This is a genomic window from Streptomyces venezuelae ATCC 10712 (assembly GCF_008639165.1).
Classification (GTDB): domain Bacteria; phylum Actinomycetota; class Actinomycetes; order Streptomycetales; family Streptomycetaceae; genus Streptomyces; species Streptomyces venezuelae.
In genome coordinates, this window is record NZ_CP029197.1 from 3,179,934 (window position 1) to 3,194,501 (window position 14,568).

Here is a 14,568-nt window from a genome sequence, read left to right on the forward strand (position 1 = left end):
CTTTAATTCGAGTAGTTGGGACCGGTGTCCTGCCGATAACGCGCCTTCATTTTACCACCGCCACTCGAATTCGCCTTCCGGCGCATCGGGTGCATTTTGCTGGCGTCATTGAAGAACTTCGCGCGTTCGCTCTTGCTCTGGTTGTACCCCTCGGCATTCCAGTGATCGACGACCGCGTACGTGTGCTCGTACGTCAGCTCGTCGTCCGGAACGATATTACCGTCGTTGTCCAACCAATTGCCGTCGCTGTCCTTCCAATTCCTTTCCATTTCCCGGTGGGTGTCCGCCCAGTATCCCGACGGGTACTGGTTGTCGCGGTTGAGACGGCTCGGATTCGGGTTCGGGTTGGAACCCATGTTGCCGTTCGCCATGCGCGGCTGGTTTCCGGCCGCGCAGGTGCAGGTCGGCGAGTGGGCGGGGTTGCTGCCACCACAGTTGTGGACCAGGACCGCGGCGCTCTTGTCGACCGCCTGGATCTGGTCGCCCGCGAACACGAAGTACGTGTGCAGGCCCTCGATGCTCAGGTCGTACGTGGTCCTGTCGGCCTGGTACGACGTGACCTCGACGATCGCCGCCGGGGCACCCTCGCCGTTCTGGAGCTTCTGGCCGACCCGGAGGTCGCCCGCCTGCGTCCAGGAGTTGCGGGTGGACTCGTAGAACTGGTGGTGCTTGGTGGTCTCGATCGTCTTCCGGCCGGCCTTCGCGGCGATGGTGACGTCGACGTAGTCACGGTCGGTCTTGGTGACGATGACCCGCTTGACCTCGTGGACCTCCTTGGTCGTCTTGCCGGGCTCGGCCGTGAGGACCTTGTCGCCCGCCTTGACCTCGGAGATCTTCTTGGTCTTGCCGTCCGCCATCAGGACCGGCGTCTTGGCCGTGAAGCTGTGCGGCGTGCCGGAGCGGCGAACCGGGCAGCCGGGTCCGGAGCTGCCGCCCGCGGAGTCCTTCGACTTCGGGCCGTTGCCCTTGCCCTTCGCTCCGAACGCGCCGCCCATGACGGCACCGATCGTCGCCGCCTTCGCGGCTCCGGCGACCGAGCAGCCCTCCTCGCTGTTCACACAGGAGGTGCCGTACTCGACCGCGCCCGTCAGGGCCTCCTCGCCGGCGCTCTCCGCGACGTTCGTCGCGATCTTGCCGGCCGTGCCGGAGAGCAGCTTGCCCGCGGCGCTGGCCGCGAGACGGCCGCCGACGCCACCGGCGGCACCGGTCACGGCGCCGATGGCGACCGCGCCGAGGAATCCGCCGACCGACTTCGGGCCGTCGCTCATCATGTAGCCGACGCCGTTGGCCGCGGCGCCCGCGAGGGCGGCGCAACCGACGGCACCCACACCGGCCGTGATCGCGGTGCAGCCCGCGAAGACGGCGATGCCGGTGGCCACCGAGGCGATGGTCGAGGCGTGCTGCTTGACGAAGTGGGCTGTCGCCTTCGCCGCCTTCTTGACGGCTCTGCCGACCTTCTTGGCGGCCTTGACCACCTTCTTGGCGACGTGTTTGACGGCCTTGGCGACCTTGCGGACCGCCCTCTTCACATGCTTGACGACCTTGTGGGCGACGCGTTTCACGGTCCGGTAGACACGTTTGACGTATCTCTTGACCTTTCTGACGCTGTCGGCCACGTACCGGACGGCCTTCCGCACCGCCCGCTTGGCCCGCTTCACCACCTTCTTGACGGCCCGCTTGACCTTCTTGGCGGCCTTCTTGACGACCTTGGCGACGTGCTTGACCGCCTTCTTCGCCTTCTTGTAGGCCGACTTGGCGACGTGCTTGACCTTCTTGGTGACCTTCTTGAAGGCCTTCTTGATGGAGTCGAACCAGTGGCCCGTCGGGTCGGTGCCCGTCATCGGGTTGCCGTTCGCGTACGCGTACCGGTTCGCGTTCACCGAGTCGGGCAGCGGCGAGTTGCTCGCCGTGTCCCGGTTGTTGAACTGTCCGGTCTCCGGCGAGTACCAGCGCGCGGCCATGTTGACCTTGGCCGTCTGCGGGTCGGTCCACCCCGACTGGTAGCCCAGCGCGCCGAGCATCGTCGAGGACTGGACGACCTTGCCGAAGGGCGAGTAGGTCGTCGAACCGGTCAGCGCCTCACCGGTGGCGGTGAACTGGGCGATCACGTCGGTGTGCAGGTCCGTGAGGGCCAGCACCGCGGTGACCGCGGTCTTCACGCCGACGACGGAACCGTCCGCGTCCCTGCTGTAGCTGGACACACCGTCCGAGGCCACGTCGTTGTCCGTGCCGCTGTACTGGAAGGTGTGGATCGCCGCACCGTCCTCGTTGGCGGTCAGGACCCGGTCGAAGCCGTCATAGGTGTAGGTGCGGTCACCTTCCTGGATCACCCGGTTGAAGGCGTCCGTCTTCATGGTCGTGACGCGGCTGGCGTCGTCCGTCACCGAACTCAGCGAGCCTCGCGCGGTGTAGGTGTACGTGCTGTGGCCGTCCGAGGTCAGCCGGTTCCGGGCGTCGTACGTGTAGGTGTCGCCACCGACCCGGGTGCGGTTGCCGGACGCGTCGTAGCCGTAGACCTCGGTCGTCGTCCCGTTGTTCCAGGACGTCAGGCGGTCGGCCCAGTCGTAGGTGTACGTGTTGGCGGAGGCGCCCGCGACGCCGGCCGTCGTCTTCGACGTCATGTTGTCGTTCTCGTCCCACCCGTAGGTGAGGGACGAGAGCGTCTTGCCCGTCGGGGACGTCAGCGTGTCGTTGGTCAGCCGCTGGAGCTTGTCGTAGCCGAAGCTGCGCTTCGCCTTGCCCGTGCCGTACTCGATCGACTTGACGTTGCTGTTGACGTCGTAGGCGTACGTCAGCGTCGTGCCGGTGGCACCGTCGTTGGTCGTCTTCAGACGACCGGCGGTGTCGTAGCCGTACGTCGACGTGCCGGAGGCGTCCGTCCGGGTGGTCATCTCGCCGTCGCCGTTCCAGGCGAAGGACGAGGCGCCCGAGGGGCCGTTGGCCGTCAGGAGGAGGCCGCGGTCGTCGTAGGTGAAGGTGTTCTTCTCCGTACCGAGACCGGCGACGGCCGTCAGGCGGTCGTCCTCGTCATAGCTGTACGTGTGGTCGGCCGTGGCGGCCTCCGCACCCGTACCGGTCTGCTTGACGAGGCGGCTCTTCGCGTCGTACTCGAAGGAGGTCGTCACCCCGCCCGGGGACCGGGCCTCCTTCACCCGCCCGATGGTGTCGTAGACGGCCGTGAAGGTCCGGTCCGCGACGTTCGGGTGGGTCGGCGTGGAGGGCTCGACCACCGACTCCGGCATGCCCCACGTGTTGTACGTGGTGATGAACGGGTTGCCCCGTCCGTCGGTGAACCGGGTCCGGTTGCCCGCGGCGTCGTAGCCGAAGGTCGAGGTGATCGACTCGGTCGCGGAGACCGGCTCGACCGCCTTGGTGATCTGGCCCGCGGCGTCGTAGGTGAGGGTCTTGGTGTGCTGACGGTAGTCCGTCACCGAGACCGCGTTGCCCATCCGGTCGTACGAGGTCCGGGCGGTCCGCAGCACGGCGCCCATCTCGTCCAGGTCCTCGGTCTTCACCAGCTGGCCGAAGCCGTCGTACGTGTTGCGGGTGCTGGTGCCGTCGGGGTCCGTGGACAGCAGCGGCTGCCCGTCCATGTCGTACGTGAAGCGGGAGACGTTTCCGGCGGAGTCGGTGACCTCCGTCATCTCGCCCACCGCGTTGTACTTGTACGACTCGCTCACACCGTTCGGCGAGACGACGCGGGAGAGCTCGCCGCCCGGCGCGTTGTACTCGTTGATCGCCGTGTAGGCCCGCTGCGTGGGCTGGCGCACGATGTCCGTGCTGGTCAGCTCGCGGCCCAGGTAGTCGTACGTCATCTCCTGGCGGGCGCCGTTCGGCCGGGTGGCCGACAGCTGGTCGCCGTTGGTGGAGTAGGTGTACTTCGTCGTACCGCCGCCCGGCTCGGTGACCGAGGCCAGGTCGCCCAGCTGCGTGTACGTGTACGTGGTGCGGTTGCCGAGCGCGTCGACCTCGGCCGTGACCTGCCCGAGCTTGTTGTACTCGTTGTAGCTCGTGGCCCGGATCGGTGCCGTGGCACCCGGCGCCAGGTACTCCGGCGTGGTGACCGAGGACTCCTGGCCCTCGGCGTCGTACGCCGTCGTCGCCACGTTGCCGAGCGGGTCGGCGTACTCGGTCGCCTCGCCGAAGGTGTTGTATCCGGTCATCGTGACGGGCCGGACCGAGACCGGGGTCCCGCCGTTCTGCTCCGCCATGACGGCCGGCTCGGTGACCGAGGTCTGCTCGCCGAGCTCGTCGTAGCCGTAGTCGGTGACGTTGCCCGCGGTGTCCGTCTGGGACACCGGCAGACCGCGCTGGTCGAGCTTCCACGAGGTGGTGCGGACCGAGGAGCCCGCGGCCGGCAGGGTGCCGCCCTTGAGCGCCGTGACCTGCGTCGCGGTGAGCGCCTCGCTGTAGACCTGGACGTCGTCGAGGCCGCCGAGGTGGTTCTCCCCGTAGGCGCCCTTGTACCAGCGGCGTCCGATCTGGAGCGGTCCGGTGGCCTCCCACGGCGTGCCGAAGGTGGCCGGGGTGCCGCTGGCGACACCGTTCACGTAGAGCCGCAGCTGGGCGCTCGCCTGGTCGTAGACGCCGACCAGATGGGTCCAGGTGTTGGCCGTGACGGCGGCGGTGCCCGACGAGACCCGCACGATGGCCGGGTCGTAGGTGTCGGTGGCGTGCCGGTTGAAGGTCCAGCCGTAGGCCGTCGAGTAGTAGAGCTGGAAGCCGGAGGCCTCCTTGCCGTCCTGCGCGACGAAGGTCCGGTTGGCCGTGGTGTTGGTCAGCTTCACCCAGGCCGAGACCGTGAAGCTGCCGTTGGTGTTCACCACCGGGCCGTTGCTCTGGGCCCAGGAGTTGGCGTCACCGTCGAGGACGGCGCTGCCGCCCCGGTCGGTGTTCCAGTGCATGCCGGTGCCGTGGGTACCGGTGTTGTTCGCGCCGGAGGAGTCGGCAAGGCCGAAGCCCGTCGTCTCGTCCAGCTTGTAGCGGGCCACCGGGGCCGTGGTGCCGTCGTGGCTGGTGGTTCCGGTGACGTTGCCCAGGCGGTCGTAGCGGGTGTCCGTGGTGGACACGTCACCCGTCGCCGGGTCGCGGTCCGTCTCCGACACCACGTTGTCGTCCGGGTCGTAGCTGGTCTGCGTGGTCCTGGCGAGCCCGTTGGGGTCGAGGATCTCGGAGACCGTACGGTCGGCCGCGTCCACCGTGAAGGTGGTCCGGGTCTGCCCGTCGTTGGTGACCTGCTCGATCAGGTTGCCGGCGGCGTCGTAGGTGTTCGCCTGCTCCGTGAAGGACTTGCCGGTCTGCGGGTCCTTGCGGACCACGGAGGCCGACAGGCCGTCGTCGGTGTAGGTGTACGCCGTCTGCCAGCCGAGCGAGTCGGTGATCGACGCGAGGCGGCCGGCCGGGTCGTACGCCCGGGACTCCTGGACGAGCGTCGTCGGAGGCGTCGGGTTGTACGGGTCGCCGGTGTAGTTGAGCAGGTTCGTGGTGAGCGGACGCTGCTCGCCGTCGAAGGTGTAGGTGTTGACGGTCCCCGCGGGGTCCGTCTCCTTCACCTTGTTGCCGTAGGCGTCGTACTCGAACGACGTGGTGTCGCCGCCCGGGTCCGTCCTGGTCGCCAGCTGGTTGTGGGCGTCGTACGTCATCGACGTGACACGGGCCGTGTCACCGCCGGTGAGGTCCTGGACGGTCTGCGACAGGATGTTGCCGTCCGGGTCGTAGCCCGTGGTCGTCTTCGCCTGGTGCTTGGCGCCGGTGACCCGGTTGGTGACGGCCGGGGTCGTCTCGGTGACGACCTGGTCGTTCTTGTCGTACGTCTGCGACGTGACGAGACCGCCCGGGTTGGCGTCCGAGACCTCCTTCTTGGAGATCTCGCGGCCCAGCTTGTCGTAGGTGTACTCCACGGTGGCGCCGTTGGCGTCGGTGATCTTCGCCAGGTCGCCGTTGGCGAAGTAGGTGTACGTGGTCTTCCGGCCGCCCGGGGTCACGACCTGCGCCACGAGGCCCGCCGGCGTGACCGCCGTACCGCCCTCCGCCGCCGGGGTGGTGGCGGTGGTGTACGTGGTCGAGGCGGTCCGGCCGTTCGGGTGACCGGCCACGGGGGGCGTGGTCACCGACAGCAGGTTGCCGCCCGCGTCGTAGGAGTAGCTCGTGAGGTAGGCGTTGTCCGTCGGGCCGGACGAGCGCCCGTCCCGTTCCGTCAGGAGCAGGTCGTTGCGCAGGTCCATCGGCGGGAAGGCCGTGGTCGCGTCCGGGTAGAAGGTGTAGTACTCCGTCGAGCACTTGTTCGCGGCCGTGTTCTGGCAGGTGGTCTGGGAGACCGTGTTGCCGCGCACGTCGTGACCGGTGATCGAGCGGTTGCCGTTGGCGTCCGTGATGGTGTGCAGGAAGCCGCCGGTGTCGTACCCGTAGGTGGTGCGGTCGCCCTCGGTGTCGATCGCGGCGAGCAGGCGGTTGCCCATCTCGGCGTCGTACACGTAGGTGAGGGTCTTGTCCGTGGGGTCGGTCAGCTTGACCGTCTTGACGGGGGCGATGCCGGAGGACGCCTTGTAGGCCGACCAGTGGGCCGCCACGTCCGCGTCGGTCAGGCCCTTGGCGTGGGCCGCGACCTCGGCGATGGAGCCGGTGAAGTAGCTGACGTCGGCCGGGGAGCTGAACCAGTTCTTGCCGAAGCCGGCGCCGACGAAGGTCCGCGAGGTGGTCTGGTCGCTCGGGGCGCCCGTGCAGGTGCCCTGCTTCGCACCGTCCAGGTAGAGCGTCTGCGTGGTGCCGGCTGCCGACAGGACCGCGTGGTGCCACTTGTCGTCCGTGACCGCCGCCGTGGAGCCGAGGGTCGCCGCGCCGTTGCAGGTGGAGCTCCACCAGTGTCCGTGCAGCTTGTTGTCGGCGCCGACGTAGAGCAGGTTGCTCCAGCTGCCGGCGGCCCCGGCCGCGTTGTTCGGGGCGACGCTCTGGTCGCTCATGAGCACGCCGGGTTCGGCCGTCTTGAACCACAGTTCGACCGAGCGGTCGGCCTTGGCGTGCAGCGGGCCGTACGGGATCTCCAGGAAGGAGGTCGACCCGTCGAAGGTCGCCGCGCTCGCGTCACCCGGACCGAAGGGGCCCTCGGCGCCCTGGATGACGTTGTTGTACGTGCCGAAGCCGGTGTTCACCTGGTTCGCGGCCTGCGCCGCTCCCTGGGTGTCGTCCAGGCGCCAGTAGCCGGCCGGGGCGGAGCCCATGACGGCGGAGCGGTAGACCTGGGACGAGCCGGTGATGGTCGGCGGGTTGAGCTTCCAGGTGCCGCCGTTGCCGTCGGTGGCCTGGAGGACGCGGTCGTCGGTGGTGTCGTAGACGACCGACGCCTGGGTCTTGCCGCCGGGGGTGGTGATCTTCTGGAGCAGCCCGGCGGGCCGGGTGGCGGAGTCGTACTGGGACTTGATGACGTCGGCCGCGAGCGGCTCGGAGAAGATCGCGACCTCGGCCAGCTGGCCGTTGAAGTGTCCGAGCTTGTCGTTGGCGTTCATCGCCGGCCAGCCACTGGTGTTCACACCGGCGCCGAGGGAGATGTACGGCTGCACCCAGTCGTTGATGGTGCCGCCGAGCGAGCCGACCGCCGCACCGTCGAGGTACAGGGTCTGGCTGTTGGCGATGCCGGTGAGGACGGCGTTGTGCCACTTGCCGTCGGTGACGAGCGGGGTGGACGTGATCGTCGTCATGCAGCCGGGCGACATGGCGAGGCAGCCGCGCAGCTTGCCGTCGGTGCCCACGTACACCGCGGGGGTGTTCTTCGTGGTGTTGGCCACCGGGTCGGGGTCGCTGAGGGGCTTGTCGCCGTAGTAGAAGAGCACGCCCCCGGCGGTGGTGGTCTTGAACCACAGCGAGACGGAGGTGTACGAGGGCGTGGCGCCCGGCGCGGCCGGCATCTCGACGTACGAGGTGGTGCCGTTGAAGGTGGCCGCCTTCTGGGTGGAGCCCGCGAGGGGGCCCGTCCCGCCCAGCGTCACGTTCTGGTACGTGCCGTTGTACTGGCCCTGGTTCGCGTCGAGGGCGTCCTTCGCGACCGTGCCGGAGGTCTCGCCGAGCCGCCAGTAGGCGAACGGGTCGGCGTCGAGGACCGTGGTGCGGTAGTGGTTGCCGGTGGCGTAGGTGTACGTCGTGCACTTGGACCAGTCGGCCGGCGGGCACACCTTGGTGAGCTGGTCACCGGTGTAGGTGTACTGCCAGGTCTGGACCGAGTTCGCGTCGCCGGCCGTGGCCTGGTCGGTGTAGACGGTCTGGACGTGCCAGGCGGTGGCCGAGGCCGGCTGGTACCAGGTCAGGCCCAGGTTCCGCTTGGAGACCTCGTTGGTGATCTTCGTGAGGCGCTTGTTGGCGTCGTACGTGAAGGTCTCGGTGCGGCCCGCGTAGTCCTTGATGGTCTTCAGCGCGTACGTGCCGGTCTTCGCGGTCGCCTGGGTGAAGGCGTACTCCGTGAAGTCCTTGTCGGTGAGCGTGTAGCCGCCGGTGACGGCCGCGAGGCGCGCGTAGCGGCCCAGCGGGGGCACGAAGGTGCCGTCCGAGTTCCGGCCGAAGGCGACCTGCTCACCACCGGGGTAGGTGATGATCACGCTGGTGAGGGCGCCTGCGCCGTCCTTGACCTCGACGGCCTTCATGTCGACGATCGTCGACCAGCCGGCGCCGAAGGCGGAGTCGACGCGGGGGTCGAGGCTGTTGTAGGAGCGCTCGATCTCCAGCGACGGGCCGATGACCGGCACGTCGGCGTCGGTGTCCTCGGTCGTGTAGTTGCCGTCCGAGGGGTCGAACTCGTGCCCGTCGGTGTTCATCGACAGGCCGGAGGTGACCGGCGGCTGCGGCACGGCCGTGGTGAAGCTGCTGCCTTCCACGACGGCCGAGGTGCCGTCGCTGGCCTCCACGTACCAGTCGTAGTTCTTCGACCACTTCAGCTTGCCCGCGGGAACCTTCCAGCTGCCCTTGGTGACCGTGCCGGACGAGGCGACCAGCGTGGGGGTGCCGGTGGCGTCGCCGTCGTAGACCTCGAAGGTGTACGAGAGGGGGCTGGGGCCCTTGTCCGCGTCGCTCGCGTAGACGAGCAGCTCGGGCTGGAGGGTGTTCGCCTGGAAGTTGGCGGGCGGGTACTGGGCGTTGATCTGCGGCGCCGAGTTCGGCGTGTAGGTCAGGTCCAGGGCCGGGCGGAAGCCGGCGGTCGCCGAGTTGTCCGAGTGGAACTTCTTCCAGTGGAGCATGTCGTTGGTCGGCGCGGTGAGCGCGAGACCGTAGTTCGCGGCCCCGCCGGCGACGTTGTTGAACCACGTCGTGTTGAGCGAGACCGGCATGCGCACGCCGACGCTCGCCGAGTTGCCGGTGTTGGAGCAGGAGGCTCCGGGCGCCGGGGTGGCGGTGCCGATCGCGGCGCCGAAGGACGGGCCGGGGTACGCCGTGACGGCGGACGGGGTCCACGACTGGGTGATCGGGTGCACCGAGAACGACTGGGCCGCGCAGGTCGAGGACCACAGGGCGTACACGTTCAGGGTGGCGGCGGTGACCCGCTGCCCCGCGAGCGCGGTGCCGAGGGAGCTGAACTGGAGGAACGAGTTCGTCTTGTTGGTGCCCGAGTCGTACGAGCCGACCTTGATCTGGGTCTCGGTGGAGTGGTCGCCGCCGATGGTGTTCTGCGTGTACGTCGAGTTCGACGCGGTCACCGTCGGGTCGACGGTCACCGGGTAGACGCGCGCGGGGTCGTCGAGCCAGGCGCGGTCGGCGGTCATCCGCAGGGCGGGCTGCCCGTCGGCCTTGCCGTCGACGGTCGTCAGCTCGTAGGTGACGGCCCGGGACTGGGCGCGGTCGCCGGAGCGCGGGTCGACCTTGGAGTCCTCCATGTACGCGTGCGGGATGGTCGCGGTGACCTTGCCGTCCGCGTCGGTGAACTCCACGTCGCCGTCGGCGGCGACGCGGGCGGTGAGGCCCTTGAGGTCGAGTGCGAAGACCCAGGAGTTCTCGGCCCGCGGGGAGCGCAGGACGATGTTCTCCTTGAAGCCCTCGGCGAGCGGCACGAGCTGCACGTCGGTCTCGGGGAGCACCCCGGCGTAGGTGACGGTGCCGTGGGCGTCGACGGTGGGCTCGGTCTTCGCCGCGTCCCGCAGGGCGTAGGCGAAGGTGCGGCCCTTGCCGAAGTCGACGGAGGCGAGGGCCTTGTCGGCGGCGGTCGGCGCGAACTCGACGTCGAGGGAGTTGGCCGTCTGCTGGAGGCGGCCGTCCTTGTCCTCGGTCAGGCTCGTGTCGATGGCCTTCCACGTGCCGTCCGCGCCCTTGAAGTTGGTGCGGCCGGGGTAGTGGCGGACGGTGGTGGAGCCGTCGGCGTTGACGTAGAAGTCCGAGGTCGCCGTGGACTTCTTCGCGTCACGCCTGCTGGTGCGCGCGTCGAAGCTGTGGGCGGTGCCCGGCGCCTTGCCGGTGCGGACCTCGGCGGGGTCGTCGGTCTTCCGCTCGTACAGCGGGAGCTCGCCCTTGCCCTTGCCGGGCTTGCGGCCGGCGGCGCCCTCCAGGCTGGTGGCGTCGGCGGAGGCGTGGTGGCTCTTGCCCCGGGCCGTGCCGCCCTGCTGGTCGGGGGTGTCGAGGGGGTTCTCGCTCACCCACTTCCAGAGTCCCGCCAGGGAGAGCTTGGGCATCTTCACCGGTTCCAGCGTGACGCCCGCGGCGACCGCCGATTCGGTGGTGAGCATGAGGAACAGGGAGATCAGTACGGAAAGAGCCGTAGCCCTCAACCTGCGTCTGCCGGTGCGACCCGGTGGGAACAGGTGAGGGCTACGGACCCGGCGTATACGCATGGGCCAGCCTTTACTAACGCGATACTTATGAAGCGTCGCGAGCCTGCCCGATGACAGATCACCAGTTCGCACCAGGGGGCCGGAATTTACCCTGGCTTTACTAAGCGGATGGAACCCTTCCGGACAACTCGACCTCAGGACCGGCCGTGGACGGGTCTCCCGCCCCGTCAGCCCTCCTGGGCCAGGCGCTTCACCGTCGCCGCGACGTCGTCCTTCAGGGACGCGCCGGACGCCACCCGGACCAGGTTGTCGCGGGAGGCGCCGCCCGCCCCATCGACCGTCACGAACCGGACCTTCGGGTTCTTTTCCACCGCGGCCTCGACGGCCTCGACCTGCGGCGCGCCCGAGGCGACGACGATCTCGCAGTCCCGCTGGACCAGGCCGTTGAGGAACGGGCGGGCATTCGCCGCCGACTTCTCCCCCGTCACCGGCACGTACGTCACCCGGATCCGGGTGTTCAGGGACGCCGCCTGCATGCCCTCCCAGACGGGCGCGGCCGGCGCTCCGGTCACGATGCCCCGCTCGTCGGTGAGCAGACAGGCGTCGTAGTCCTGGTAGGCCCGGGCCCGGGTGTCCGGCGGGGTGCCCGCGTCGTCCGACCCGGCGAACAGCCGGACGCCGACGAGGCCGAGGGCGAGGACGAGGACGGACCCCAGGACCCAGCCGGTCCGGCCGCGCAGGGCCGCGGCTCCCGTGGCCAGCATCTCGGGAACCCGGGCCGCGCCGGACTCCGCCGCCTCCTTCTTGGCCGCCTGCCGTTCGGTGGCGCGCCAGGCGCGACGGGTCTTCACCGCCCGGACTCCTTGACGGTGAGGCAGTGCGCCGCTGCACCCAGGGTGGAGGCCGCGAGCAGGACCACGTCGAGGAGGTAGGAGAACCCGTGGGTCTCCTCCGGGGTCAGCGCGATCTGGAGGCACCAGCCGACCGAGACCACCGCGAACAGCACGGCGGCCAGCCGGTCGGCCCGCGTCCCGCGCCACAGGGCGAGGGTGAGCGAGGGGACGAACCCGAGGACGCCGAGGCTCAGCAGCGGAACGAGCGCGAGCCCGATCCGGACCGGACGGCCGGGCAACACCTTGGGGCGCGCGGGCACCGCGCCCTTCTCCAAGCGGACGGCCTGGTTCACGATTCGCGGGACCTCTCGGGGAGGCGCGCGCCGGGAGCGGGGCGCACGGGTGTACGACAGGGGACGCCGTACGGTACATCCCCCGCCGCGGTGATCACCCCCGGGGTCCCGGTCGGTCCGTCAGACGAGGTCCCGGTCGGCCCGTCAGGCGAGGGAGTGCCGGACCCAGACGTTGGGCTCGACGTAGACCGCGTAGCCGCGCGACACCTCGCAGTGGACGGGCACGAGCGCGCCCGGCACCTCGACCGGGCCGTCCGCGTCGAAGGGCAGGCCGGTCCACGCGCGCCACTGCTCGACGGAGCCCGAGACCGTCATCGAGGCCGGGGCCACCGCCTCGACGACACCGCCGGCGCGGACGTGGACGCGGAGCCACGGGTCGTGCGGCAGACCGTCGGCCTCGCGGGTGCGGAAGGCGTACTCGTGGATGGAGGTGCCGGCCTCCAGGTGCTTGCCGTTGGGGCGGACCGGGGCGACCAGCTCGGAGAAGCCGTGACGCCCGGCGTTGTCCCGCATGGCGGCCAGCATCCGGTGCGAGATCCCCCGGCCGAGGAAGTCCGTGTCGACCGTGATCTCGATGGCGCTGACAGTGTCGGCCGCACGGCCGTGCTTCAGGTCGGAGAAGGCCCAGAGCAGCACCTCGTCCCAGCCGCGTGCGGGCAGTTCGCGGCGCCCGTCCACGTCGAGACGGAAGGGCACGCTGAAGCCGCGGGCGACGACCTTGCCGTCGGCGTCGGTGGCCACGAGCACGTACTCCGGCAGCTCGCGCACGATCCGGCCGATGTTCGCCCAGCCCACCGGGTCGTACATCATGAACTCGGGCCAGAGGTCGCGCATGCCCCACATCGGCCCTTCCAGTTCGGGGCGCTCGGCGAGGGTCGATATGTTCAGGTCCATGCGGGCAGGCTAAAGATCATTTCCGGCCGCACCAAGCGGTTTTCCGCCCCGCCGCCCCCGTCACGGGAGTTTCTGCTGCGGGCAACCGCCCAGGACCCGCTTCATCGCGTCCCGCTCGCCGCCGGTCACCCACACCCCGTACTTCTTCTTGACCGCGACCTGCCGGGCCACATAGGTGCAGCGATAGGCCTTGTTCGGCGGGAGCCAGGTCGCCGCGTCGCCGTCGGACTTGCGGCGGTTGGTCGACGCGTCGACGGCGAGGAGGTTGAGCGGGTCGTTGGCGAAACGGCGCCGGGTCTCCGCGTCCCACTTCTGCGCGCCCTTCTGCCAGGCGTCGGAGAGCGCGACGACGTGGTCGATGTCGACCTTGCTGCGGCCCCGGGCGTAGGGGACGGTGGTCCCGGTGTACGGGTCGACGGTGAGCGTGCCGGAGGCGACCTTGCAGTGGCCGTCGGTGAACCGGACACCGGTCAGGTCGCGCTTGAGTATGTCGTCCCGGGTGCCGCAGCCGTTGCCGTCGACGTCCGCCCAGGCGCGGCCGAACTTCTCCCGCTCGTACCCGGTCTTCGGGGCGCGGCCCTTGACGGCGAGGGTGTCCACGGCGGCGAGGGCGGTGCCGCGGGCGGCGGGCTTCCCGGCGCCGCCGCCGGACTCCGGGGCGTCAGCCCCGGGCGAGCAGGCGGAGGTTACGAGCACGACGACGGCAAGTGCCGAGGAGGCCAGGGTCCTTCGGTAGGTGAACACCCTGGAATCCTAGGCCGGGCGGTACGGGCGCCTTCGTACCGTTGGTCCCGAATCGGACGGGCCGAAGGCCCCAGGGGCCCCGCCCGGTTTCACACCTTGCCGATGCCCAGGGTGTTCTCTGCGGGCAGCAGGCCGGAGCCGATCGCGGCCAGCCAGGGGCCGCCGAGCAGCTCGGCGAGGCGGGCGGCGCCGGCCGGGCCGAGGGCGGCCCAGGGGGCCGCGGCCAGCTCGTCCGTACGCCGCTCGACCTCGGCGCGCAGGGCGCGGCCCGCCTCGGTGGCGGCCCCGTCGGCGGTCACGAGGCCGCGGGCGGCGAGGCGGTCGCGCGCGGCCGCCCACTCGTCGGCGCTCCAGCCCCGGCTCGCGAAGAGGGGCTCGGGCGCGGCGCCGACCGCGGCGAAGGAGACGAGCGACTCGACGGGGTCGAGCCCGGCGTCGACGACGGCGTCGAGGTGCCCGTCGCCCCGGTGTTCGCGCAGGACCGTCGCGGACTGCCAGAGGACCAGGTGCGGGGCCTCGGGCCGGGGCAGCGCGGCGTTGGCGACGGCGAGGGGGCGGGCCACGGGGTCGGCGGGCGCCGTCGCCGCGTCGGCGGCGGTACGGGCGAGTTCGGCGGCCTCGGCGAGTTCGGGGCTCGCGAGGAGCTCCTCGCCCAGGACGGCCCGGTAGGTGCGGTCGACGGCCCGGACCCGGGCGGCGAGGACGTCGGCCGGGGCGGCCGTGTCCCAGGCGGCGGGGACGTACCGGGCGATCATCGCGGGGCTGAAGCTGTAGAAGGTGTCGGCGACCCGGTCCGGGCCCGCGGGGCCCAGCGGCGCGGCGCGCCAGGCGAAGTAGGAGGGCCAGCGCTCGGTGGTGTCGTAGCCGAGGGCGGCGGCCTCGTCGAAGGCCTCGGGGGCGTAGTAGAGCAGGGCGTGCAGGGGTTCGAGCAGGTGCCACATCTGGCGTACGCGTCCGGCTTCCACGGCGTGCTCCTTCGTCGTCGACCCTCATCTAGTCAGT

The 14,568-nt window shown here is 70.1% G+C and carries 6 protein-coding genes; all 6 read right to left on the bottom strand.

The features are described 5' to 3' along the window. Positions 1-2: 2 nt before the first annotated feature. Positions 3-10,697, bottom strand: a complete 10,695-nt coding sequence (locus tag DEJ43_RS14530) for a LamG-like jellyroll fold domain-containing protein (RefSeq protein WP_106433715.1) — start codon at positions 10,695-10,697, stop codon at positions 3-5. A gap of 272 nt (positions 10,698-10,969) precedes the next feature. Continuing rightward, positions 10,970-11,593, bottom strand: coding sequence for a type 1 periplasmic-binding domain-containing protein (locus DEJ43_RS14535; protein WP_015034121.1), 624 nt, complete (start codon positions 11,591-11,593; stop codon positions 10,970-10,972). Next, positions 11,590-11,928: a hypothetical protein gene (locus DEJ43_RS14540; RefSeq protein ID WP_015034122.1), complete on the bottom strand. Its 339-nt coding sequence runs from the start codon at positions 11,926-11,928 to the stop codon at positions 11,590-11,592. The genes DEJ43_RS14535 and DEJ43_RS14540 overlap by 4 nt, the downstream gene beginning before the upstream one ends. 144 nt (positions 11,929-12,072) lie before the next feature. Further along, the gene (locus tag DEJ43_RS14545; protein WP_041662483.1) at positions 12,073-12,822 is read right to left on the bottom strand and encodes a hypothetical protein; all 750 of its coding nucleotides are present in this window, start codon (positions 12,820-12,822) and stop codon (positions 12,073-12,075) included. A 60-nt stretch (positions 12,823-12,882) separates the two neighbouring features. Beyond that, positions 12,883-13,566 carry an HNH endonuclease family protein gene (locus DEJ43_RS14550; protein WP_015034124.1) on the bottom strand — a complete coding sequence of 228 codons (684 nt, stop codon included), beginning with the start codon at positions 13,564-13,566 and terminating at the stop codon, positions 12,883-12,885. An 89-nt stretch (positions 13,567-13,655) separates the two neighbouring features. Then, positions 13,656-14,507 (bottom strand): SCO6745 family protein, encoded by an 852-nt coding sequence (locus tag DEJ43_RS14555; protein WP_041663939.1) that lies wholly within the window; start codon positions 14,505-14,507, stop codon positions 13,656-13,658. Positions 14,508-14,568: the final 61 nt, after the last annotated feature.